The organism is Streptomyces sp. NPDC034085 (assembly GCF_055575555.1).
In genome coordinates this window covers 518,577-539,638 of record NZ_JBVISL010000001.1, presented here as the reverse complement: position 1 = coordinate 539,638, position 21,062 = coordinate 518,577, and the positions used below count along the sequence as shown (strand labels likewise).

Genomic DNA, 21,062 nt, shown 5'->3' with positions numbered 1-21,062 from the left:
GGCCGGCCGCCGCCCGGACATTCCAGAGGGGGAGGATTCGGCGCCGAACGGCGCAACGCGGTTTTGCCGTCATTCGGCCCAGGGAAAGGAGCCGACTGTCAATTCCGGGTTACCCGAGAGGCATGCGCGCGTGACGACTGAACCGACAGTGGCAGTGGGGGACGGGCCCGGGCTCGAAGAAGCGGTGGCGGCGGTGACGAAGGGCACGCCCGAATACCGCCAGTGCCCCTACCCGGTCTACCGGTCGCTGCGCGAACAGGCCCCGATCGCCCGGCTGACCCCGGGGCACGGGGTGGACACGTACCTCGTCACCCGGTACGAGGACGCCCACGCGCTCTTCGCCGACCACCGCATCGGCAAGGACATGCACGAGGCCATCGACACCTACCACGCCCTCTTCGGCGACGCGTGCGAGGCGCTCGACGACAACCTCCTCTTCGCCGACCCGCCCCGGCACACCCGGCTGCGCCACATCGCCAAGACCGCCTTCACCCCGCGGCACGTCAAGGACCTGCGCCCGCACATCCAGGAGCTGGTGGACGACCTGCTGGACCGGTGCCCGACCGACCGGCCCGTCGACCTGATGACGGCCTTCGCCCTGCCGCTGCCCATCATGGTCATCTGCGAGCTGCTCGGCATCGTCGGGGCCGAGCGCGTCGAGGTGCTGGAGTGGTTCGCCCAGGTGACCCGTTCCCGCTTCAGCCGCGACCTGAAGGACGACCTCGTCGAGGCCGAGCACTGGCTGCGCAATTACTTCACCGGGCTGATCCACCGCACCCGCGAGAATCCCGCCGACGACTTCCTGAGCCTGCTGGTGCAGACCCCGCACGACGAGGAACCGCTGACGGACGACGAACTCGTCTCGATGATCTGGGTGCTGCTCTTCGCCGGCCACAAGACCACCACCCTCCAGATCGGCAACTGCGTCCACAGCCTGCTGACCCATCCCGAACAGCTGAAGGCCGTCCGGGAGAATCCGGAGCTGCTGCCGCAGGCGATCGAGGAAATGGTCCGTTTCGAGGGCTCCGTGGAAACGTCCACCTTCCGGTACGCGCTGGAGGACGTGGAAATCGGCGGGACGGTCATTCCGCGGGGCGCGGTCGTCCAGATCGCGATCGCCTCCGCGAACCGCGACCCGGAGAAGTTCCCCGAGCCCGACAAGCTCGACGTCCGCCGCGAGGGTCTCCAGGGCAACCACCTCGGCTTCGGCTTCGGGACGCACTACTGCCTGGGCGCGCCGCTGGCCCGCCTGGAGCTGGAGATCTGCCTGACGTCGCTGCTGGACCGCTTCCCCGACATGGTGCTGGCGCTGCCGTCGACGCACGGCGGTGACTGGCTCAAGAGCCCCTTCCCCGCCTTCCGGGGGCTGGAGCGGCTCCCCGTGGCGCTGGACCCCTCGCGGACCGTCGACGACTGGACGAAGCCCTCCGGCTGAGCCCCGGCGCCCGGCGCGGGCGTCCAGCGGCCCCCCGCCGTCACGGGCGGGGGGCCGCGCCGTGCGCCTACGGGCCCGCCAGCGCCGGGTCCACCACCGTCTCGCCCGCGGAGGCGCGGCGCAGGCAGTCCGCCAGGTCCTCGACCGGGCCGTCCCGCAGGACCAGCCCCGCCGCGCCCGCCGCCAGGGCCGCGTCGAGCAGGCCGGGACGCGCCGAGCCGGCGCTCACCAGGACCCGGCACTCGGGATCCTCGGCCAGCAGGGCCGTCACCGCCGCGACCTCCTCCACCAGCGCCACCGCGGGCCGGGCCAGGGCGGAGTCCACCACCTCGATGTCCGGCTGGAGGCCGAGGCGGAGCGCGAGGGGCGGGTCCGGCGGTTCCAGCAGGACGCGCAGCGAGCGAGCGGGCCGGTACGTCACGGGCATTTCGTCCACCGCCGCAGCGTAACGGGACGTGCCCGGTGGAGGCGGCAACACGCCGCGCCCGACAACGATCTGACGTCCTGTCAGCAGTCTTCCCAAGTGCGGGGGCGTGCGTTATACATGCCTTCAGCCGACGCTAGAACGCGTTCTAGAACGTGTGCCGGCGGGCGGCCCCGCATACGACCTCGGTGCGGCCGACGGTGCGGACGGCCGTGCCGAGGTCTTCCAAGGAACCGAAGGAGCAGCATCCTCATGCCGATCGATGCCGCCAAGGCCCTCGCCGCCGAACCCCGCCGGGGCGACATCGGCTGGGACCACAAGGACATCCAGCTCTACCACCTGGGCCTCGGAGCGGGAGCGCCCCGGCACGGGCAGAGCCTGGCGACGGACCCCGACGAGCTCCGCTACACCCTGGAGTCCAGGCTCCACGTCCTGCCGAGCTTCGCGACCGTCGCCGGAGCGGGCATGGCCATGCTGGGCGGTCTCGCCGCCCCCGGCCTCGACGTGGACCTCGCGGCGGTCCTGCACGGCGGGCACTCCATCGAGCTGCACCGGCCGATCCCCGTCAAGGGCCGTGCCACCTCCACTTCCAAGGTCGCCGCCCTCTACGACAAGGGCAAGGCCGCCGTGATCGTGCTGCGTTCCGAGGTCGCGGACGCCGACGGACCGCTGTGGACCAGCGACGCGCAGCTCTTCGTACGCGGTGAGGGCGGCTTCGGCGGCGAGCGCGGTCCCTCCGTCAGCGCCGAGGCACCCTCGCGGGACCCGGACCGCACCGAGGAGCGGGGGATCCGCGAGGAGCAGGCGCTGCTCTACCGGCTCTCCGGCGACTGGAACCCCCTGCACGCCGACCCGGAGTTCGCCAAGCTGGCCGGCTTCGACAAGCCGATCCTGCACGGCCTGTGCTCGTACGGGATGACCCTCAAGGCCGTCGTCGACACCCTGCTCGGCGGGGACGTGTCCCGGGTCCGCGCCTACCGGACGCGCTTCGCCGGGATCGTCTTCCCGGGGGAGACGCTGCGCATCCGGATGTGGCAGGAGGCGGGCCGCGTCCTGGTCTCGGCGACCGCCGTCGAACGGGACGACGCGCCGGTCCTCGCCGACACCGTCGTCGAACACTCGTAGCATCCACCCAAGGAGCCGCACCGTGCGCGCAGCACTGCAGAGCGAGATAGGCCAGGACAAGCTCGAGGTCGTCGACGACATGGAAGCCGTGGGCTTCGGCCCCGGCAAGGTCCGGATCCGCGTCAAGGCCACCGGCCTGTGCCACTCCGACCTCTCCGCGATGAGCGGCGTACTGCCGCAGCCCGCCCCCTTCGTCCCCGGCCACGAGGGCTCGGGCGTGATCACGGACGTCGGCGACGGGGTCACCGGCCACGCGGTCGGCGACCGCGTCCTGGTCTGCTGGCTGCCGCCGTGCGGCCACTGCCCCGCCTGCACGCGCGGCCAGGGCCACCTGTGCCTGGAGGCCTTCGGGAACGTCGCCACCCCCAACTTCAGGCGGGCGGACAGCGACGTCTTCGGCTTCGCCGGCACCGGTACCTTCTCCGAGGAGATGGTCGTCCCGGCCGCCTGCGCCATCCCGATCCCCGACGACCTGCCCTTCGACATCGCCGCGCTGATCGGCTGCGGGGTCACCACCGGACTCGGCGCGGCCATCAACACCGCGGCCGTCGGGGCGGGTTCCTCGGTCGCCGTCATCGGCTGCGGCGGCGTGGGCATCTCCGTCATCCAGGGCGCCAAGGTCCAGGGCGCGGCCCAGATCATCGCCGTCGACCCTGTCGCCTCGCGGCGGGAGGCGGCGCTGCGGTTCGGCGCGACCGAGGCCGTGACCCCGGAGGAGTTCGCCGACGCCAAGAACCGGATCACGGCCGGCGAGGGCTTCGACTACGTCTTCGAGGTCGTCGGGAGGTCCGCGACCGCGCAGAAGGCGTACGAGATGACGCGGCGCGGCGGCTCCGTCGTCGTGGTCGGCGCGGGCGCCCTCGACGACGACTTCAAGGTCAACATGTTCTCGCTGTTCTTCGACGAGAAGAAGATCCTGCCGTCGATGTACGGCGGCGGCGACGTGCTCCGCTCCTACGAGCGCACCATCGCGCTGTGGCGGGCCGGCCGCATCGACCTGGAGAACCTGATCACCCACCGGGTGAAGCTGGCCGAGATCAACGACGCCCTGGACCAGATGCGCACCGGCGTCGCCCTGCGCACCTGCATCGAACTCTGAGCACTGCGAAGACCGCCGATCCGACACCGCTGAGAGGAACGTTACGGATGTCACTCCCACTTGAGGGGCTCTCCGCCATCGTCACCGGCGCCGGCCGCGGGCTCGGCCGGGCCGAGGCGCTCGAACTGGCCCGGCTCGGCGCGAGCGTGGTCGTCAACGACTACGGACAGAGCGGCCGCGACGGCTCCGGAGAGGCCTCCGCCACCCCGGCGGAGGAGGTGGCCGAGGAGATCCGCGCGGCCGGCGGCCAGGCGGTGGCCCACCTCGGCGACGTGGCCGACTTCGAGCAGGCGCGGGACCTGGTGGGCCTGGCGGTGTCGCGTTTCGGCAAGCTCGACGTCCTGGTCAACAACGCGGGCATCCTGCGGGACCGGATGGTCTTCTCCATGACGGAGGACGAGTGGGACTCGGTGATACGGGTCCACCTCAAAGGCCACTTCAACACCACCCGCTTCGCCTCCGCGCACTGGCGCGAGCGCTCCAAGGCGGCGGGCGGCCCGGTGTACGGGCGGATCGTCAACACCTCCTCCGAGGCGTTCCTCGGCGGTTCGGCCGGCCAGCCCAACTACGCGGCGGCCAAGGGCGGCATCGTGGGCCTGACCACCTCCACCGCCCTGGCCCTCGCCAAGTACGGGGTGACGGCGAACGCCATCTGCCCGCGTGCCCGGACCCGGATGACCGAGGACGTCTTCGCCGGATTCCAGGTCCCGCAGGAGGGCGAGCTCGACGCCCTGGCCCCCGAGCACGTCGCCCCGCTGGTCGGCTACCTGGCCTCGCCGGCCTCCGCCAAGGCCAACGGACAGCTGTTCGTGGTGCACGGCGGGATCGTCGTCGTGATGGAACGCCCCCGGGTGGCCGCCAAGTTCGACACGGCCAAGGAGGCCTTCTCCTTCGAGGAGCTCGACGCCCTCCTCACCCCGCACTACGAATCCCGCCCGGCGAACGAGACCTTCGCGGCGGCCGAGGTCCTGGGCCTCAAGCACGGCTAGGTGCTGTCCGGCCGGTCCTCCCGGCGGCCGAAGCGCTCCTGGGCCGCCAGGACGGCTTCGGCATGGCGACCCGCCCATGCGCCCATCGCGCGGATCGGGCCCAGCAGCGCGGTGCCCGCCTCGGTGAGGGAGTAGTCGACGCGGGGCGGGGCCTCGGCATACGCCTCGCGTACGACCAGGCCGTTGTACTCCAGGCGTCGGAGGGCTTCGTTGAGCACCTTGGGGCTGAGCCCGCCGATGCGCGTGAGGAGCGCGCGCGGCCTCATCGGTCCGTTCTCGCCGAGGACGTACACGATCACGCTGTCCCAGCGGTTCGACAGGACGTCGAAGGCCACCCTCGCCCGGCAGTCCGCGGCGTACCCGCCGCCGTCCAGGTCCTGTTCCCGAGTCTCTTCCGTCGCGTCGGCCATGCGCTCATCCTGCCCGGCCCGATGCACACCGGATGGTGTGCGTCGGCGCGCCTAGCGTCCTGTCCGTCACACCTCGCGGATCGCCGCACGGACGACAGGAGCGAACACATGCGCATCGGCATTCTGGGGACGGGGGCCATGGCCACGGCCCTCGGCGCGGCCTGGGTACGGGCCGGTCATGACGTCAGGGTGGGCGGCCGGGACGCCCAGGCGGCCTCCCGCACCGCCCGGCGCACCGGTGCCTCCGGGGCCGGCAGCCTTGCCGAGGCCGCGGCCCACGGGGAGGTCGTACTGACCGCCGTACCGGCGCAGGCCGCCCCGCGGCTGGCCGGGGAACTGTCCCCCCTGCTCGCCGGGCGGACGCTGATCGACTGCACCGTCCCGATGGAGCCGGGGGCGGACGGCCCGGTCCTGACCACGGACGGCGCCACCTCCGTCGCCCGGATCGTCGCGGACGCGGCCCCCGGCGCCCAGGTGGTGAAGGCGTTCGGCGTGTGCCACGAGAGCATCTGGACCCTGGACCGGCCGAGCTTCGAAGGGGCCCCGCTGGCGGTGCCGTTCTGCACCGACCAGCCGGACGCCGCCGCGCGGGTGGCGGAGCTCATCACCTCGATGGGCTGCACGCCGCTGCCCTGCGGAGGGCTCGGTCGGGCGGCCCTGCTGGAGGCCGCCGCCGTGTTCGCCATCGGTGTCTGGTGGTCGGGCGCCGAGGTCCGTTCCGCGTTTCCGGCGCCGGCCCTGGCCCCGGGGGCCGTGGACGATTAGCCGGTCCGGTCCGGCCCGGGAGGGGTGTGGCGGCCCCCCGGGCCGGCGTGCCCCTTCCGCCCTCAGTTCAGGAAGGCGAGCGCCGCGTGCAGGTCGGCGGGCCCGCGATAGTGCACCCCGGTCATCCCGAAGGCGACGGCCGCCTCGACGTTCTCCAGCCGGTCGTCCACGAAGAGGCAGCGCTCGGGGACGGCGCCCGCCCGGTCGGCGGCGATCGCGTAGATCTCCCGGTCCGGTTTGGCCACTCCCTCCAGGGCGCTGCTGACGACGTGGTCGGCGAGGTCGGTGAGCCCCATCGCCGCCAGGTCCTCGTCCAGGTCCAGGGAGGCGTTCGTCACCAGGACCAGGCGGAGCCCGGCCGCACGGACCCCGCGCAGTACGGAGACCACCGCCGCGTCGGCCGCGAACGGCGCCCGGGTCATCGCCGCGGCCAGTTCCCGCGCCCCCTCCCCGGATATCCGGCCCGAGCGGGCCAGCCCGTCGGCGACCGCCTCCTGCCACTGGTCCCGGGTGATCCGGCCGAGCAGCAGCGGTCCGTCCAGCTCCTCGGAGAAGGCCAGCGCCGCCGTGGTGCCCTCGGGCAGTCCGGCGAGGCGCTCCAGCTCGGCGAGCCGCGACGAGTCGTAGAAGCGGATGACGTTGTCGAGGTCGCAGAGGACCGCGTCGAAGGGCCGGTCCGTACCGGGGGCCGTGGAGGTCGTCATCCGCCCTCTGTATCACGGCACTTGGTGGCGCTGGACGGTGCGTCCGCTCAGCGCAGCGGCGCCTGCTGGAGCGGCACCGGCCGGGCGGGCGGCGGGGGAGGGTCCACGCGCACGCGCACGGGGGGCGGCGGGGCCGGCGGCTGGCTCAGGCTCACGATCCCGCAGGGCACCTCGGGGGTGGCACAGGGCAGGCGCAGCCGCCCGTCCGGGGTCCACCGCCCGCTCCCGAGCCAGCCCGCCGGGGCGCCGAGCCGGAAGACGTACCGGTCGGCGGGACGCCACAGGGCGAGGCCGGCCGCGCCCACCCGGAGCGCGACCCCGCAGGTCTCCGGCATCAGGACCTGGCCCGGCTGCACCGCGAACGGGTGGGCGTCCTCCAGCCGCAGGCACTCCGGGAAGCGGACCGGGCGCCGGCTGCCCAGCACCCCCCAGCCGAGCCGCGGCTCCCCGGGGGCGTCCGAGCGGATCAGCAGCAGCCCGCTGTCCGGGGCCGCCAGCAGCAGCCGGTCGTCGCTGTCCTCGGCGATCTGCAACAGCGGACTGACCACCCCGCCGCGCCCCAGGTCCACGGCGACGGCCTTGGTACGGCCGTCCACCTCCCGGTCCAGCGCCAGCAGCCGGCCCGCGCGGTCCAGCCAGACGCCGCCGGAGCAGCGGCCCGGGACCACGGCGGCCCGCCGGGGCCCGCCGGAGCACCCGGCCACCTGCCAGACGGTGCTCTCCTCCGCCCCCACGGCCAGGGCGTAGGCCCCGCATCCGTCGGGGGACGGCGGCAGCAGGCGGACCCGTAGCCCCTCCCCGGCCTCGACCGAGCCGAGCTGGTGCTCCCCGGTACGGGGGCCGGCGGCGGCGCCCGAGGGATAGAGCAGGGCGAACGCGTGCCGGTCGGCGACCCGGCGGTGGATCAGCACCTGCCCGTCGGCCAGCGCCAGCACTTCGCTGTCCGCCTCCTCCGGCTGCGCGAGCGGAAGCGGCACGGCGTAGGGCTCCGGACCGTCGAACGTCCAGCGCTCCGGGTAAAGGGCATCACCCTGCCCGGCCAGCCGCGCCGCGTACGCCCCGTCGGCGGAAATCGCGAACGCGGGCGGCGCGGACGCCGCGCCCCCGCCCGACACCGGACCGGGGGCCGCACCGAAGGGGGCAGCCGCTCCGAGGGCCGTGACTCCGGGGGTAGCGCCCTGGGCGGCCGTGGCTCCGGGAGCCCCGCCGAGGGGCGTCGCAACGCCGGGGGCCGTGGTTCCGGGGCCCTCGCCCTGCGGGGCCGTGGCTCCGGGACCCGCGCCCGAGGGGCCCCAGGCTCCGGGGGCCGTGCCCTGCGGGGCCGCGCCCAAGGGCTCCGTGGCCTCGGGCCCCGTGTCCTCCGGGGCCGGGAGCGCGTTGGTCGTCGTGATCTCGGTGGCACAGACAGTCATCCGGGCCGTCACCTCCGGAGAGGAAGCTAGTTTTCGCACTTCCAGCCGAACAGCACGACCCAGCCCGCTTCACACGTACGGGTGGCCACCCGACGATTCCCCTGTGGCGGGGGATGCGCTTGTGCTGCCGCCCCGGCCAGGGGACCACCGCGCGCCACGGACGGTAGCCTTGCCCCGTGCCCCGTCTCTCTGAAGTCATCGCCGCGCTGGACGCTCTCTGGCCCCCCTCGCGGGCCGAGGAGTGGGACGCCGTCGGCACCGTCTGCGGCGACCCCGATGCCGAGGTCACCCGGGTGCTGTTCGCCGTGGACCCCGTACAGGAGATCGTCGACGAGGCGGTGAAGCTCGGCGCCGACCTGGTCGTCACCCACCACCCCCTCTACCTCCGCGGCACCACCACCGTCGCCGCGGACACCTTCAAGGGCCGTGTCGTGCACACCCTGATCAGGAACGGCATCGCCCTCCACGTCGCCCACACCAACGCCGACACCGCCGACCCCGGCGTGTCCGACGCCCTCGCGGGCGCCCTCGACCTCCGCGTCACCGGGCCCCTCGTGCCCGACCCCACCGACCCGGCGGGCCGCCGCGGCCTCGGCCGGATCTGCGAGCTGGACCACCCCGAGACCCTGCGCGAGTTCGCCGCCCGCGCCGCCGCCCGGCTGCCGCGCACCGCGCAGGGCATCCGCGCCGCCGGCGACCCGGACGCGCTGATCCGCACCGTCGCCGTCAGCGGCGGCTCCGGCGACAGCCTCTTCGCGCAGGTGCGCGCCGCCGGCGTGGACGCCTTCCTCACCGCCGACCTGCGCCACCACCCGGTGTCCGAGGCCCGCGAGCAGAGCCCGCTCGCCCTCGTCGACGCCGCCCACTGGGCCACCGAGTGGCCCTGGTGCGAGCAGGCCGCGGCCGAGCTCGACGCCGTTTCCGAGCGCCACGGCTGGGGTCTGCGGACCCACGTCTCGCGCACGGTCACCGACCCCTGGACGGCGCACGCGCCGTCCGCCACACCCCCTTCTAGTGCCTCTGGAGCCCCCAACTGAACGCCGAGCCCGCCGACCAGATCCGACTTCTCGACGTCCAGGCCCTGGACGTCCGGCTGTCTCAGCTCGCCCACAAGCGCAAGTCGCTGCCGGAGCACGCCGAGGTCGACTCCCTGACCAAGGACCTCAGCCAGCAGCGCGACCTCCTCGTCGCCGCCCAGACGCAGGCCAGCGACGCCGCCCGGGAGCAGACCAAGGCGGAGCAGGACGTCGACCAGGTCCGCCAGCGCGCGGCCCGGGACCAGCAGCGCCTGGAGTCCGGCGCGGGCATCTCGGCCAAGGACCTGGCGAACCTGCAGAGCGAGGTCGCCTCGCTCGCCAAGCGGCAGGCCGACCTGGAGGACGTCGTCCTGGAGGTCATGGAGCGCCTGGAGGGCGCCCAGGAGCGGGTCACCGAGATCACCGCGCGCGTCGCCGCGCTGGAGGCCAAGCTGACGGACGCGACCGCGCGCCGCGACGCCGCCGCCGGTGAACTCGACACCGAGACCGCGAAGATCACGAAGGACCGCGAGGTCATCGTCGCCTCCATGCCGTCCGACCTGATGGCCCTGTACGAGAAGATCCGCGTCAAGCAGGGCGGGGTCGGCGCCGCGCGCCTCTACCAGCGCCGCTGCGAGGGCTGCCGGCTGGAGCTCGACATGGCCGAGATCAACGAGATCAAGGCCGCGGCCGCCAACCAGGTCGTCCGGCACGACAACTGCGGCCGCATCCTGGTCCGTGCGGCGGACTCGGGCATCTGATGCCGCGTTTCGTCGTGGAGGCGGACGGCGGCTCCCGGGGCAACCCGGGCCCCGCCGGCTACGGGGCGGTCGTCCTCGACGCGGCCACCGGTGAGACCCTGGCGGAGCGCGCCGAGTTCATCGGCGTCGCGACGAACAACGTCGCCGAGTACAAGGGCCTGATCGCGGGTCTGAGGGCGGCGCGCGAGCTGGCGCCGGACGCGGTGGTCCGCGTCCGGATGGACTCCAAGCTCGTCGTGGAGCAGATGTCGGGCCGCTGGAAGATCAAGCACCCGGACATGAAGCCGCTCGCCGCGGAGGCGGCGACGATCCTCCCGCGCGGCCAGGTCACGTACGAGTGGATCCCGCGCGAGAAGAACAAGCACGCCGACCGGCTCGCCAACGAGGCGATGGACGCGGGCAAGCGCGGCAAGCAGTGGGAGCCGTCCGCCTCCACCGCCGACCTGGCCCCCGCCGGTCCGCCCGGCGACGCGGCGAAGGGTGCCGCGGCGGTCCGCGCGGCTCTCGCCTCCGGCGGTGCCGCGGGCACCCGCGCGGCCGCCGCCTCCGGCGGTGTGGCGGAATCCCGCGCGGCCGACGCCGACGTCCGGGCCGCCCGGAGTGCGGCCGCCACCGAGGCGGCGGCGCTCTTCGGCGAAGCCGAGGCCCTCGCACCGGCACCGGCCGCGGTCCGCGTCCCGGCTCCCGCGTCCGGCACGGCCGTCCCGGTCTCCGGCCCCGCGGTCCAAGGGGTCCCGGCCGCGGCCGGCACCGGCACCGGGTGGGGCGGGCCCGACATGGGCACCCCCGCCACCTTCGTGCTGCTGCGCCACGGCGAGACCGCCCTGACCCCGCAGAAGCGCTTCTCCGGCAGCGGCGGCACCGACCCGGAGCTGTCCCCGGCCGGCCGGCGCCAGGCGGCCGCCGTCGCGGAGGCGCTGGCCGCGCGGGGCACCGTATCGGCCGTCGTCAGCTCGCCGCTGCGCCGCTGCCGGGAGACCGCGCAGGCCGTCGCCGACCGCCTCGGGCTGCCGGTGGCGCTCGAAGAGGGCCTGCGCGAGACGGACTTCGGGGCGTGGGAGGGGCTGACCTTCGCCGAGGTACGGGAACGCTTCCCGGACGACCTCCAGGCGTGGCTGGACTCCCCGAGGGCGGCCCCCACGGGCGGCGGCGAGAGCTTCACCGCCGTCACCCGCCGGGTCTCGGCGGCCCGTGACCGGCTGCTGGCCGCGCACGCGGGCCGTACCGTCCTGCTGGTCACGCACGTGACGCCGGTCAAGACGCTGGTCCGCCTCGCCCTGGGCGCCCCGCCGGAGTCGCTGTTCCGGATGGAGCTGTCCGCGGCCTCCCTCTCGGCGGTGGCGTACTACGCCGACGGGAACGCCTCCGTCCGCCTCCTGAACGACACCTCGCACCTGCGCTGACGGCCGCGCCGCGAGCACCCGAAGGCCCCCGCCCGTCCCCGGGCGGGGGCCTTCGCGCGCGGTCAGTCGCCGCAGCTGCCGGCGGTGCCCCAGCGCAGGAACTCGCCGCCTCCGGAGCCGTCTTCGGCGAAGACCGCGTACCGCGTGTAGGACCATCCGGCCGACCTCGCGGACTCGGAGGTGAGGTCCGCGCAGGCCCGCCGCGCGGCCTTGAGCGCCCAGTTCTCGCGGGTGGCCCGGTCCCACTGGGGCTTGACCGCCCAGACGTACATGACCCGGCCGGCCGGGTCGAAGCCGACGGCCAGGTTCTCGTGGCCGAGCCGGCCGCCGACGGCGCCGCTGTTCCACTCGTCGATGACCGACGTGGCGGTCCGGTCGGCCACGCGGATCTCGTCGGCGTCGCTGGAGGGGATCTTCGCGACGGCCAGCCCGCCCGGGGCCGGGTACCAGTCGGCGGCCTGCCCCACCCGCCGGCTGCCCGCGGCGGTGTCTCCGGAGGTGTCCCCGGCAGTGCTCCGGTCGGTGCTCCGGTCGGTGAGGGAGGCGGAACAGGTGGTGTTGGTACGGAAGTCGTCCGACCACGCGATGCCCGGGCCGCCCGCCCGCCCGGTGTCGACGATCACGAAGGTGCCGTACGGGAGGTCCGGGTAGGCGCTGCGGAGGTGGCGCAGTCCCAGGCACGCGGCCCTGGCGACCTCGCGCAGCGAACCCCCGTCGAGCGCCCGGCCGCCGGAGGTGACGTACACCTCGCCCCGGGGCTGGTGGAAGGTCAGGGCGAACGCCTGGTCGGGATGGTCGCCGGTGTCGAGCCAGGGGCCCGTTCCGATGGACGGGTGGGCGTCGTGCTCGGCGGGCGTCTGCGCCGGGCGGGCCTGGCGCCAGGTGGCGAGGGTCGGCCCGCCGTCCGCCGGCGTGCCCTTGGCGTCGGCGGTGGGGCCGGGGGCGGACGGGGTGCCGGTGGTGCGGGACGCGTTCCCCGGGGTGGCGAGGGCCGGGGCCCCGGCCGCCCGGCCGTCGTCGCGGTGGGCGGCCGGCAGCGAGAGGAGCCCGCCGACGGCCCCGCCGAGGACGGCCGCGCCCACGGTGACGGCGAGCAGCAGGCGCCCCCGGCCGGGGGCGGGCGGGGCCGGCCACGCGGGGTCGTCGACGGCGGGCAGGTGCCACTGGGCGGCGATCGGGTCGCCGGCCAGGGTGGGCGCGAGGCCGGCGGCGAGCAGCTGGGTGGCCTCCGCGGCGAGCAGGTCCGCGCAGCGGGCGGCGGCCCGCTCGGCGGTCGGCCGGGCCTCGGGGGCCTTGGCGAGGGCCCCTTCCACCACCTCGCGGAGCGCGGCGGGCAGTCCGTCGAGGTCGGGGTCCCCCGACATGACGCGGAACGCGACCACGTCGGGGGCGCCGGTGCCGAAGGGGAGGCGGCCGGTGGCGGCGTGGGCGACGAGGGCGCCCCAGGCGAAGAGGTCCCCGGCCGGGCCGGTCGTGCCGGAGCGGTAGTGCTCGGGGCTGATCCAGCCCGGCGTGCCGGTCATGACGCCGGTCCGGGTCACGGACGTGCCGTCGGCGGCGTGGGCGATGCCGAAGTCCAGCATCCGGGGGCCGGCCGGGCTCAGGATGACGTTCTGCGGTTTCACGTCCCGGTGGACCACGCCCGCGCGGTGGATGGCCGCGAGCGCCTGGGCGGTGCCGGCGGCGAAGGCGTACAGGCTCCCGCCGGTGAGCGGGCCGTGGGCGGCGAGGTGCCGGTCCAGGGTCGGGCCGGGCACGTACTCCGCCGCGAGCCAAGGGCGTTCGGCCTCGGTGTCGGCCGCCAGCACGGGCACCAGGCAGGGGCCCTGGACCCGGGCGGACAGGGCCACCTCGCGGCGGAACCGGGCCCGGAACTCCGGATCCTGGGCCTGTGCCGGGTGAACGGCCTTGATCGCGACCCGCGTTCCCCGGGGGTCGAGGGCGGCGTGGACGGTGCCCATGCCGCCGCTGCCGAGGCGCCCGATGATCCGGTAGGGGCCGATCCTCTTCGGGTCGCCGGGGTGGGCGGGGTGAACCCGCCCGCCGGGGGCGGTGCTTCTCAAGGGGGCTTCTCTCTGTCAGCGCGGCTGATTCGGAAGCGACCGTCTCATTTTTGGGACTCCCTATGGCACCCTTTGACATTTTATTTAAGCTGGGCACCGCTCATGTTCCGAGTTCGTGGCGCTCCTCCCGAGGGTGTTCGGCATCCGGCCCTGAGCCAGACGGCAACCACCCAGCGGAGGAGTCCCCATGACCACCCCTCACCCCGGCCAGCAGCCGCAGCCGCCCTACGGCCAGCAGCCGCCTTACGGACAGCCGCCCTACGGGCAGCAGCCCCCGCCGCCGCCCTACGGGCAGCAGCCCCCGCCGCCGCCCTACGGGCAGCAGCCCCCGCCGCCCTACGGCTACCCGGCCCCGCCGCCGCCCCCGCAGAAGAGCAACGCCGGCAAGATCATCGGCTTCGGCTGCGGCGGCATCGTCCTCCTGTCGCTGGTCCTCTTCGCCTGCGGCGCGGTGTTCACCGGCGCCTCCAAGAGCAGCGCCAAGAAGGACACCCCGATCACGGTTCCCAGCGGCGCCCCCTCGGCCCCCAACGCGGCACCGATGCAGCCCGCGCCCGGGAACTCCGAGGCGCCGGCCGGGACGGCCGACAAGAACGCCGACGTGACGCTGACCGCCTCGCCCACGGCCTTCAAGCCCAGCGTCCTGGCCCAGAGCGGCGACTACACCTCCGTGCAGGTGACCATCGTCAACAACGCCGCCAAGCAGGTCGACGTCAACGTCTTCTACTTCGAGGTGACGGGCGAGGACGGCACGCGCAGGCAGATCGAACTGGCGGCGGCCGAGGACCAGATCGACACCGTCAAGCTCGCCAAGGGCGAGAAGGCCACCGGCACCATCACGGTCAAAGGCAAGATCGCCGCGAAGACGGTCACCTTCCGGAACGGCTTCATCGGCAAGACGTACACGGCCCCGGTGAACTGACCACCCGGCCCCGCCATCGAGTGGCCGGCCGCGGCTTCGTCGTGTCTGCGTCCGCCTGCCGTCCGTTATGCCTTCCTGAACCGACTTGCTTCAGGAAGGCATTCCGTGGCCCACCCGCCGAACCCGTACCAGCCTCAGAACCAGCCGTATCAGCAGTATCAGCAGCCGGGCATGCCACCCATCATCATCAACAACTCCGCCTCCTCCGCGGCGTCGGCCGCAGCAGGCGGCTACGGGTGGCGCCCTCCCCACCGCCGTCAGTCCATCGGCGTGCACCTTCTCCTGCTCGTGTTCACCGGCGGAATCGGCAACATCATCTACGCGATGAACGTCAGCTCCTGGAACCGCCGACACGGCCTCTGAGGCAGATGCACATCGAGCCCCCTCCCGGGCGCACGGGGAGGGGCTCGATGTGTTGCGGCCGGATCGTGGACATCGCCTGTACGCCTCCCGCCCCGAGGGCATCGCCGATAGCGTGGCGCCCTTCGACACGGCACCCTCCCGGAGGTCTCCTCGGACGGCTACGCATGGCAGCCGCTCACGACCGTGGAGAACTGTGCGGCGGCACGCGCGTGGATGTACCCGGCCCCCGCCCCACAGCCGCAGCAGCCCGCACAGCCCGTGCCGAAGAAGGCGCCCGGCCGCCACCGGAAGCCCTGACCCCCCAGTGCGGGGAAGAGGGGCCCCACTCCGACTACGGCCAAAGCGGGGGGACAGACGAGTCGGCCTGTACGCCGGGTTCTGTCGCCCGGAGACCTCGCGGTCGCCGGGGAGACGGCCATCCATCTAGGACCGGCGTTGCCGCCGGCCTCGTGCGGTCTACCCGCGAACATCGGGCGGGCAGCCCTCAAGCGTTCGCGCAGACCCGTCCGGGGACGGATCCTCTTGACCTTGCTCCAGGTGGGGTTTACCTAGCCGCCTGAGTCACCTCAGGCGCTGGTGGTCTCTTACACCACCGTTTCACCCTTACCGAGGGCCGAAGCCCCCGGCGGTCTGTTTTCTGTGGCACTGTCCCGCGGGTCACCCCGGGTGGGCGTTACCCACCACCCTGCCCTGTGGAGCCCGGACGTTCCTCGGCGGGATCCGGGGATCCCGACGCGGCCGCCCGGCCGACTCGTCTGTCGTGCCGACCATGCTACCGGCTGTCCGTGGCGGCTTGACCTTGACGCAGCGGCAGGGTTTCTACTGAGGGGCATGCGGATCGGAGAGATCGCCGCGCTCGTCGGGGTCACCACCCGGGCGATCCGGCACTACCACCATGTCGGGCTGCTCCCGGAGCCGGAGCGGCGCCCCAACGGATACCGGGCCTACACCGTCCGCGACGCCGTGCTGCTGGCCCGGGTGCGCCGGCTCACCGAGCTGGGTCTGGGCCTCGACGAGGTGCGGGACGTCCTCGCGGACGACGCCGGGCGGGAGCTCGGCGAGGTCCTGGCCGAGCTGGACGCCGACCTCGCGCGGCAGGAGGCCGAACTGGCCGGGCGCCGCAGGCGGCTCGCGGTGCTGCTCGCCGCCGGGCCGGGGGAGGGGGAGCCCCTCTCGCCGGCGCTCGCCGCGCTGCTGGCCGAGGTCCCGCCCACCGGCTCCCCGGCCGCCGCCAAGGACCGCGAGCACCTCACCCTGCTCGACGCATCCGGCGCCGGCGGCGAGGAGCTCTACGCCCTGCTCGGACCGCTCGCCTCGGACCCGGCCGTGCTCGCGCTGTACGAGCGGTTGGACGAGCTGGCCGAGGCCCCCGCCGGCGATCCCCGCATCGCCCCGCTCGCCGCGGAGATGGTGGCGGCCGTGCCCGACGCCGTCTTCGACGCGATCCCGTCCGACGGGCCCGTCGTGGCCGGGCTGGGGGAGGCGCTGCTCGCCGAGTACCCGCCGGCGCAGGCCGAGGTCGTACGCCTGGTCATGCGGGCCTTCGTGGAAAGGGGGCGGAGATGACGGGCCTCCGCGCCGCCCGGACGGCGGCCGCGGTGGTGATACCGGGCGAGCTGGTCCTCGTACTCTGCCTCGTCGCCGGGGTGCGCGTGCCCGGGTGGGCGCTCGCGGCCGCCGAGGCGGCCGTGCTCGGGGTGCTGCTGCTGGAGGGCTGGGTGCTGGGCCGGCTGTACGCGCGGACCCGGTCCTGGCGCGAGACCGTGCGGGCCGCGGTCCCGGTCCCGGTGCGGCAGCTGCTGCTGCACGAGGTGCGGGCCGTCGGCTCCCTCGGGCGGTGGGCGCTGCGCCGCGAGCACGGCGTGGGCGCGGGCGACCGTGCGGCTCCGTACACCGGGCCGCAGACGGCCATGATGTACGGACTGCTCTTCGTGGCGGTGGTCGAGACCGTCGGGCTGGCCGTGCTGGTCCCCTGGCCCGCCGTGCACCGCGTGGTGCTCGTCCTCGACGTGTACGGGGTGGTGATGGTGCTCGCCCTGCACGCCGCCTGCGTCACCCGCCCGCACGTGCTGCGGGCCGACGGGTCGCTGAGGATCCGCTACGGGGCCCTGTTCGACCTCACCGTCCCACCGGACGCGTTGGTTTCCGCGCGGGTGGAGCACCGCTTCCCCGAGGGGCGGCTCGTCACCCTCTCCGGTGACGGGGTGCTCGACCTGATCGTCGGCGGCCAGACGACGGTCACGCTGGAGCTGAACCGCCCGCTGGACTTCCGCCGGCCGCTCGGGGCCCGCGGCCGGGCCCGTACCGTCCGCTTCCACGCCGACGACCCCCGCGCGCTGGTGAGCGCACTGCGGCAACCCGCACCCCCGTGACGGGCTGCCGCACTGCGTGGGGACCCTCCGGGGGGAGGCGGAGTCGTACGCCGAGCGTGGCAAGCCGGCCGGGACCTGTCTTGTACAAAACGGCCCCCAACCCCCGCGGGGGGTCAGGCCCGCGGGGGCGGCAGCAGCACGCTCGTGATGCGGCCCGGCACCCGGTCCAGCGCCGAGCCCGGCGGCAGGCCCCCGCGGAGCACCGCGAACCGCGCGGGCGGCAGCCCCGTCATGGCCTTCACCTCCCGGCCCAGGTGCGCCTGGTCGTGGTAGCCGCAGGCGGCCGCCACCTCCGCCGGCGCCGAACCGGCCGCGAGCCGGCGCAGCGCGTGCTGGAGCCGGAACAGCCGGGCCACGGCCTTGGGCGGCAGCCCCACCTCCTCGCGGAACCGGGCCCGCAGGCGGCGCGCGCTCCAGCCGGCCTCGGCGCCGGCGCGGGCCAGGGCGCCCGGCCCGCTGTCGGCCCACAGCCGGGCGAGCGCGCCGCGCACCTCGGGGGCGGCCGCCGGACCCCGGTCCAGGCGGGCGGCGAGGACGGAGTCGAGCAGGTCGAAGCGGGCGCCCCAGCCGTCCAGGGCCTGGAGCCGCTCGGCCAGCTGCCGGCCGCCGGGCCCGAACACCTCGGCGAGGTCCACCAGGCTCTCCCCGAGATGGGCCATCGGGACGCCGAACAGCCGGTACGCGCCGAGCGGGCTCATGTTGACCTCCAGCCCGTGCACCGCGCCCGCGTGCACCCCGATCACGGGGACCGTGCCGGGGCCGGCGACCAGGCCACGCGGGGCGGCGGCGGGCCGCAGCCGGGCGGAGGCGGCCTGGCCGCCGCGGCTCACCCACAGGCCCTCGTCGAAGGTGAAGACGAGGGTGACGAAGCCGGTGGGCAGCTCCAGGCGCCGCCGGGGGGGGCGGGGAAGCGGGTGTGGAAGCCGGTGTAGCCGAGGACGTGCGGACGCAGCACGGCGGCGGGCCGGCGCGCGGCGCCGGCCGGGGCCCCGGCGGGGCGGGGTCCGCCGGGCAGGTCGACGGCAGCCAACTCCGCTCCCTCCCGAGGCGCTCGCGCGGCGGGGGACACCGCCGGGTGCGCAGATGATGGCAGACCCCCCGCGGCGCAGGCCATACCCGGACGCACCGCCCGGAGCACCCCGCCGGCCCCCGTCGCGCTCCAGCGCAACGCCGCGCAACGCCGCGCAACGCCGCGCAACGCCGCGCAACGCCGCGCAACGCCGCGCAACGCCGCGCAACGCCGCGCAACGCCGCGCAACGCCGCGCCGCGCCGCGCCCGCCGCGCCGGCGCCGCACCTGGCCTACACGGGGGCGAAGAGGACCTTCGCCGTGCCCGGGTCGGCGTGGGTGAGGCGCACCCGGATGCGGTCGCCGAGCGGCAGGCCGGCGTGCCCGGACTCGACCCGGCCCACCACCGCGGGGTCCTCCAGGTGGACGGTCCCGACCAGAGGTTCGTGTTCCTTGACGTCGATGACCGTCGCCTCGAAGGTCTCCCCGACGCGGTCCTTGAGCAGGGCCGCCTCCACCAGGTCCACGCATTCCCGCTCGACCGCGTTGGCCAGCCGGCTGCCCTGCGCCATCTCCTGCGGCAGCGCCTCCAACGCCTCGGCCGCCCACGCCGGCGGCTCCGCCCCCGCCACCGCCGCCAGGCACAGCTCGCCGGCGTAGCGGTCGACGAGCCGCCGCAGCGGGGCGGTGCAGTGCGCGTACGGGGCCGCCACCGCCGCGTGCAGGGCCGGGTCCGGGGTCCGGCCGCCGGTGAACGCCGTGTACCCGGCGCCGCGCAGCAGGGTGGTGCACTCCTGGAGGAACGCGGCGTGCGCGGGGACGCGCGGGTCCAGGGAGCGTACGAGCGCCGCGTACGGGACGTGGTGCGGCCACTCGATCCGCAGGGCCTTCGCCGCGCGCCGCAGCCGCCCGACCGCGCCGTCGGGGGCGGCGGGCAGGGTGCGCAGGATGCCGGTGCCGGCGGCGAGCATCAGGTCGGCCGCCGCCATGCCGGTCATCAGGGAGATCTGGGCGTTCCAGCCGTCCGCCGGGAGCGGGACCCGGTAGGCCAGGCTGTACGAGCCGTCCCGCGCGACGACCTCCTGCTCGGGCACGTTCAGGGAGATGCCGCCGCGCTCCGCCTCCAGGGCCTCGCGCAGGGTCCCGATCTCATTCAGCAGGGCCACGGAGGGCTCGGCGGTGCCCGTGTCGACGGCCCTCTGGACGCCGGCGTAATCGAGCCTGGCCCGGCTGCGCACCAGGGCCCGGCGGACGTCGGTGGTCTCGACCCGGCCCTCGGCGTCCAGGTCCAGCCGCCACACGAGGGCCGGACGGGTCCGCTCGGGCAGCAGGCTGGCCGCGCCCTCGGAGAGCACCGGCGGATGCAGCGGGACCTTCCCGTCGGGGAAGTAGAGGGTGGTCACCCGGCGGTGGGCTTCGGCGTCGAGCGCGCCGCCGGGGTCGACGAAGGCGGCGACGTCGGCGATGGCGTAGTAGACGCGGTAGCCGCCGGTGGATCGTTTCACCAGGTGCATGGCCTGGTCGAGGTCCACGGAGGACGGCGGGTCGACGGTGAAGAAGGGGAGGCCGGTCATGTCCTCGGACGGCATCCGGGGAGCGGCGGCCGCCCGCTCGGCCTCGGCGAGGACCTCGGCCGGGAAGGCCGCGGGCACGCCGAGGCGGATCCGCAGGTCGCCCAGCGCGGCGCGCAGGACCGCCCCGTCCGCTCCGGCCATGTGCATGTGACGGCGTGGCATGGACCGAGCCTAGGCCCTGCCCGGCGGATCCGCGCGGGCCCGGACCCGGGGGCGGGCCGTCTACCCTGGCTCGGGGGCCGCACCCCCTGCGCCGCGTCGTATGAAGGAGAACCACCGTGCTCGTGCTGCTGCCGCCCTCCGAGGGAAAGGCCGCCGGCGGCTCCGGCGCACCGCTCGATCCGGCGTCCCTGTCGCTGCCGGGGCTGGCCGGCGCGCGGGCGGCCGTACTGGAGGAGCTCGTCGAGCTGTGCGCGGGGGACGAGCTGAAGGCGCGCGAGGTGCTCGGGCTCAGCGAGGGCCTGCGCGGGGAGGTCGCGAAGAACGCCGCACTGCGGTCGGCGCCCGCCCGCCCGGCCGGGGAGGTCTACACCGGGGTGCTCTACGACGCCCTCGACCTGGCGGGGCTGCCGGCGCCCGCGCGGAAGCTGGCCGAGCGGACGCTGCTGGTGTTCTCGGGGCTGTGGGGCGCGGTGCGGGTGACGGACCGGATCCCCTCCTACCGGTGCTCGATGGGCGTCAAGCTGCCCGGGCTGGGTGCGCTGGGCGCTTACTGGCGTACGCCGATGGCGGAGGTGATGCCCGGGGCGGCGGGGGACGGGCTGGTGCTCGACCTGCGCTCGGCGGCCTACGCGGCCGCGTGGAAGCCGAAGGGCGAGCTCGCGGGGCGGACGGCGACGGTGCGGGTGCTGCACGCGCAGATCGTGGACGGCGTGGAGAAGCGGTCGGTGGTGAGCCACTTCAACAAGGCCACCAAGGGCCGCCTGGTACGCGACCTGCTGCTGACCGGCGCCGTGCCGGCGTCGCCGGCGGAGCTGGTGACGGCGCTGCGGGACCTGGGGTACGTGGTGGAGGCCGAGGCGCCGGCGAAGCCGGCCAAGGCGTGGTCCCTGGACGTCGTGGTCTCCCACATCCACTGAGCCCCTTCTCCTTCGTGACGCGCCGCTGCGACGGCCTGCGACCGTCGGATGCGGGGCGGGGCCGGTGGGCCGGGTGCGGGTGGCTGTGCCGCTGCGCGGGGCTTGCCCCTCCCCGCCCTTCCACCGTTCCCAGGGGCT

General features: G+C 74.9%; 20 protein-coding genes, 1 other RNA gene and 1 pseudogene. 14 read left to right on the top strand and 8 right to left on the bottom strand.

All coding sequences use genetic code 11. The annotated features are described in order from the left end of the window. Positions 1–130: 130 nt before the first annotated feature. Entirely contained in the window at positions 131–1,435 is a 1,305-nt protein-coding gene (locus tag ACZ501_RS02535) for a cytochrome P450 family protein (RefSeq protein ID WP_468791916.1), read from the top strand. A gap of 67 nt (positions 1,436–1,502) precedes the next feature. Here ACZ501_RS02535 and ACZ501_RS02530 read toward each other — a convergent pair whose 3' ends face one another. Beyond that, on the bottom strand, positions 1,503–1,862 hold the full coding sequence (locus tag ACZ501_RS02530; protein WP_468792657.1) for a response regulator: 360 nt from the start codon (positions 1,860–1,862) through the stop codon (positions 1,503–1,505). Between the two features lie 249 nt (positions 1,863–2,111). Here ACZ501_RS02530 and ACZ501_RS02525 point away from each other — a divergent pair, with 249 nt between their 5' ends. From ACZ501_RS02525 to ACZ501_RS02515, 3 genes are read left to right on the top strand one after another with little or no spacing between them, the layout of a single operon-like run. After that, positions 2,112–2,984, top strand: coding sequence for a MaoC/PaaZ C-terminal domain-containing protein (locus ACZ501_RS02525; protein WP_361604949.1), 873 nt, complete (start codon positions 2,112–2,114; stop codon positions 2,982–2,984). 22 nt (positions 2,985–3,006) lie between these two features. Further along, the gene (locus tag ACZ501_RS02520) at positions 3,007–4,083 is read left to right on the top strand and encodes a Zn-dependent alcohol dehydrogenase (protein ID WP_468791913.1); all 1,077 of its coding nucleotides are present in this window, start codon (positions 3,007–3,009) and stop codon (positions 4,081–4,083) included. 47 nt (positions 4,084–4,130) lie between these two features. Then, the gene (locus tag ACZ501_RS02515; RefSeq protein WP_468791910.1) at positions 4,131–5,072 is read left to right on the top strand and encodes a 3-oxoacyl-ACP reductase; all 942 of its coding nucleotides are present in this window, start codon (positions 4,131–4,133) and stop codon (positions 5,070–5,072) included. Here the strand turns inward: ACZ501_RS02515 and ACZ501_RS02510 are convergent. Next, a complete protein-coding gene (locus tag ACZ501_RS02510; protein ID WP_468791907.1) occupies positions 5,069–5,482 on the bottom strand; it encodes a winged helix-turn-helix transcriptional regulator in 414 nt (137 codons plus the stop codon). The two genes, ACZ501_RS02515 and ACZ501_RS02510, sit on opposite strands and share 4 nt — an antisense overlap. 21 nt (positions 5,483–5,503) lie before the next feature. Between ACZ501_RS02510 and ACZ501_RS02505 the strand changes: the two genes are divergently transcribed. Next, entirely contained in the window at positions 5,504–6,247 is a 744-nt protein-coding gene (locus ACZ501_RS02505) for an NADPH-dependent F420 reductase (RefSeq protein ID WP_361604937.1), read from the top strand. 62 nt (positions 6,248–6,309) lie between these two features. Here the strand turns inward: ACZ501_RS02505 and ACZ501_RS02500 are convergent, their stop codons facing one another. Together ACZ501_RS02500 and ACZ501_RS02495 are read right to left on the bottom strand one after the other, a co-directional pair. Continuing rightward, positions 6,310–6,951, bottom strand: a complete 642-nt coding sequence (locus ACZ501_RS02500; RefSeq protein ID WP_468791904.1) for an HAD family hydrolase — start codon at positions 6,949–6,951, stop codon at positions 6,310–6,312. A 47-nt stretch (positions 6,952–6,998) separates the two neighbouring features. Next, a complete protein-coding gene (locus ACZ501_RS02495) occupies positions 6,999–8,363 on the bottom strand; it encodes a hypothetical protein (protein ID WP_468791901.1) in 1,365 nt (454 codons plus the stop codon). Positions 8,364–8,539: 176 nt separating this feature from the next. On the opposite strand from ACZ501_RS02495, the gene ACZ501_RS02490 reads away from it, so the two are divergent. The 3 genes from ACZ501_RS02490 to ACZ501_RS02480 are packed head-to-tail and all read left to right on the top strand — an operon-like array spanning position 8,540 to position 11,543. Further along, on the top strand, positions 8,540–9,400 hold the full coding sequence (locus tag ACZ501_RS02490; RefSeq protein WP_361604928.1) for a Nif3-like dinuclear metal center hexameric protein: 861 nt from the start codon (positions 8,540–8,542) through the stop codon (positions 9,398–9,400). Next, positions 9,397–10,140 (top strand): zinc ribbon domain-containing protein, encoded by a 744-nt coding sequence (locus ACZ501_RS02485; protein WP_468792655.1) that lies wholly within the window; start codon positions 9,397–9,399, stop codon positions 10,138–10,140. Before ACZ501_RS02490 ends, ACZ501_RS02485 begins: the two co-directional genes overlap by 4 nt. After that, on the top strand, positions 10,140–11,543 hold the full coding sequence (locus ACZ501_RS02480; protein WP_468791898.1) for a bifunctional RNase H/acid phosphatase: 1,404 nt from the start codon (positions 10,140–10,142) through the stop codon (positions 11,541–11,543). Before ACZ501_RS02485 ends, ACZ501_RS02480 begins: the two co-directional genes overlap by 1 nt. Positions 11,544–11,605: 62 nt before the next feature. On the opposite strand, the gene ACZ501_RS02475 is transcribed toward ACZ501_RS02480, so the two are convergent. After that, positions 11,606–13,606: a serine/threonine-protein kinase gene (locus ACZ501_RS02475; protein ID WP_468791895.1), complete on the bottom strand. Its 2,001-nt coding sequence runs from the start codon at positions 13,604–13,606 to the stop codon at positions 11,606–11,608. Between the two features lie 187 nt (positions 13,607–13,793). On the opposite strand from ACZ501_RS02475, the gene ACZ501_RS02470 reads away from it, so the two are divergent. From ACZ501_RS02470 to ACZ501_RS02460, 3 genes and pseudogenes are all read left to right on the top strand, one after another. After that, positions 13,794–14,528, top strand: a complete 735-nt coding sequence (locus ACZ501_RS02470) for a hypothetical protein (RefSeq protein WP_361609043.1) — start codon at positions 13,794–13,796, stop codon at positions 14,526–14,528. 171 nt (positions 14,529–14,699) lie between these two features. Further along, positions 14,700–14,891 (top strand): DUF8108 domain-containing protein, encoded by a 192-nt coding sequence (locus tag ACZ501_RS02465; protein ID WP_361609045.1) that lies wholly within the window; start codon positions 14,700–14,702, stop codon positions 14,889–14,891. 165 nt (positions 14,892–15,056) lie between these two features. Then, positions 15,057–15,188 (top strand): annotated as a pseudogene (locus ACZ501_RS02460) (DUF6087 family protein); the annotation flags it as partial. Positions 15,189–15,242: 54 nt separating this feature from the next. Here ACZ501_RS02460 and rnpB read toward each other — a convergent pair. Further along, positions 15,243–15,645: RNase P RNA component class A (gene rnpB / locus ACZ501_RS02455), an RNA gene on the bottom strand. Positions 15,646–15,722: 77 nt separating this feature from the next. Between rnpB and ACZ501_RS02450 the strand changes: the two genes are divergently transcribed. Both ACZ501_RS02450 and ACZ501_RS02445 read left to right on the top strand, forming a co-directional pair. After that, positions 15,723–16,457: a MerR family transcriptional regulator gene (locus tag ACZ501_RS02450; protein WP_361609047.1), complete on the top strand. Its 735-nt coding sequence runs from the start codon at positions 15,723–15,725 to the stop codon at positions 16,455–16,457. Then, positions 16,454–17,263 (top strand): hypothetical protein, encoded by an 810-nt coding sequence (locus tag ACZ501_RS02445; protein ID WP_468791892.1) that lies wholly within the window; start codon positions 16,454–16,456, stop codon positions 17,261–17,263. The genes ACZ501_RS02450 and ACZ501_RS02445 overlap by 4 nt, the downstream gene beginning before the upstream one ends. 113 nt (positions 17,264–17,376) lie before the next feature. Here the strand turns inward: ACZ501_RS02445 and ACZ501_RS02440 are convergent, their stop codons facing one another. Together ACZ501_RS02440 and ACZ501_RS02435 are read right to left on the bottom strand one after the other, a co-directional pair. Continuing rightward, the gene (locus ACZ501_RS02440; protein ID WP_468791889.1) at positions 17,377–18,093 is read right to left on the bottom strand and encodes an AraC family transcriptional regulator; all 717 of its coding nucleotides are present in this window, start codon (positions 18,091–18,093) and stop codon (positions 17,377–17,379) included. A gap of 471 nt (positions 18,094–18,564) precedes the next feature. Continuing rightward, entirely contained in the window at positions 18,565–20,007 is a 1,443-nt protein-coding gene (locus tag ACZ501_RS02435) for an RNB domain-containing ribonuclease (RefSeq protein WP_468791886.1), read from the bottom strand. 116 nt (positions 20,008–20,123) lie between these two features. Between ACZ501_RS02435 and yaaA the strand changes: the two genes are divergently transcribed. Next, positions 20,124–20,924: a peroxide stress protein YaaA gene (yaaA, locus tag ACZ501_RS02430; RefSeq protein WP_468791883.1), complete on the top strand. Its 801-nt coding sequence runs from the start codon at positions 20,124–20,126 to the stop codon at positions 20,922–20,924. Positions 20,925–21,062 lie beyond the last annotated feature (138 nt).

Bases quoted from the DNA above. Each gene is read 5' to 3' on its own strand.
- ACZ501_RS02515 (WP_468791910.1), top strand. From the start codon at position 4,131: ATGTCACTCCCACTTGAGGGGCTCTCCGCCATCGTCACCGGCGCCGGC.
- ACZ501_RS02530 (WP_468792657.1), bottom strand. From the start codon at position 1,862: ATGCCCGTGACGTACCGGCCCGCTCGCTCGCTGCGCGTCCTGCTGGAA.
- ACZ501_RS02480 (WP_468791898.1), top strand. From the start codon at position 10,140: ATGCCGCGTTTCGTCGTGGAGGCGGACGGCGGCTCCCGGGGCAACCCG.
- ACZ501_RS02435 (WP_468791886.1), bottom strand. From the start codon at position 20,007: ATGCCACGCCGTCACATGCACATGGCCGGAGCGGACGGGGCGGTCCTG.
- ACZ501_RS02445 (WP_468791892.1), top strand. From the start codon at position 16,454: ATGACGGGCCTCCGCGCCGCCCGGACGGCGGCCGCGGTGGTGATACCG.
- ACZ501_RS02470 (WP_361609043.1), top strand. From the start codon at position 13,794: ATGACCACCCCTCACCCCGGCCAGCAGCCGCAGCCGCCCTACGGCCAG.
- ACZ501_RS02500 (WP_468791904.1), bottom strand. From the start codon at position 6,951: ATGACGACCTCCACGGCCCCCGGTACGGACCGGCCCTTCGACGCGGTC.
- ACZ501_RS02525 (WP_361604949.1), top strand. From the start codon at position 2,112: ATGCCGATCGATGCCGCCAAGGCCCTCGCCGCCGAACCCCGCCGGGGC.
- ACZ501_RS02465 (WP_361609045.1), top strand. From the start codon at position 14,700: ATGCCACCCATCATCATCAACAACTCCGCCTCCTCCGCGGCGTCGGCC.
- ACZ501_RS02510 (WP_468791907.1), bottom strand. From the start codon at position 5,482: ATGGCCGACGCGACGGAAGAGACTCGGGAACAGGACCTGGACGGCGGC.
- ACZ501_RS02505 (WP_361604937.1), top strand. From the start codon at position 5,504: ATGCACACCGGATGGTGTGCGTCGGCGCGCCTAGCGTCCTGTCCGTCA.
- ACZ501_RS02495 (WP_468791901.1), bottom strand. From the start codon at position 8,363: ATGACTGTCTGTGCCACCGAGATCACGACGACCAACGCGCTCCCGGCC.
- ACZ501_RS02450 (WP_361609047.1), top strand. From the start codon at position 15,723: ATGCGGATCGGAGAGATCGCCGCGCTCGTCGGGGTCACCACCCGGGCG.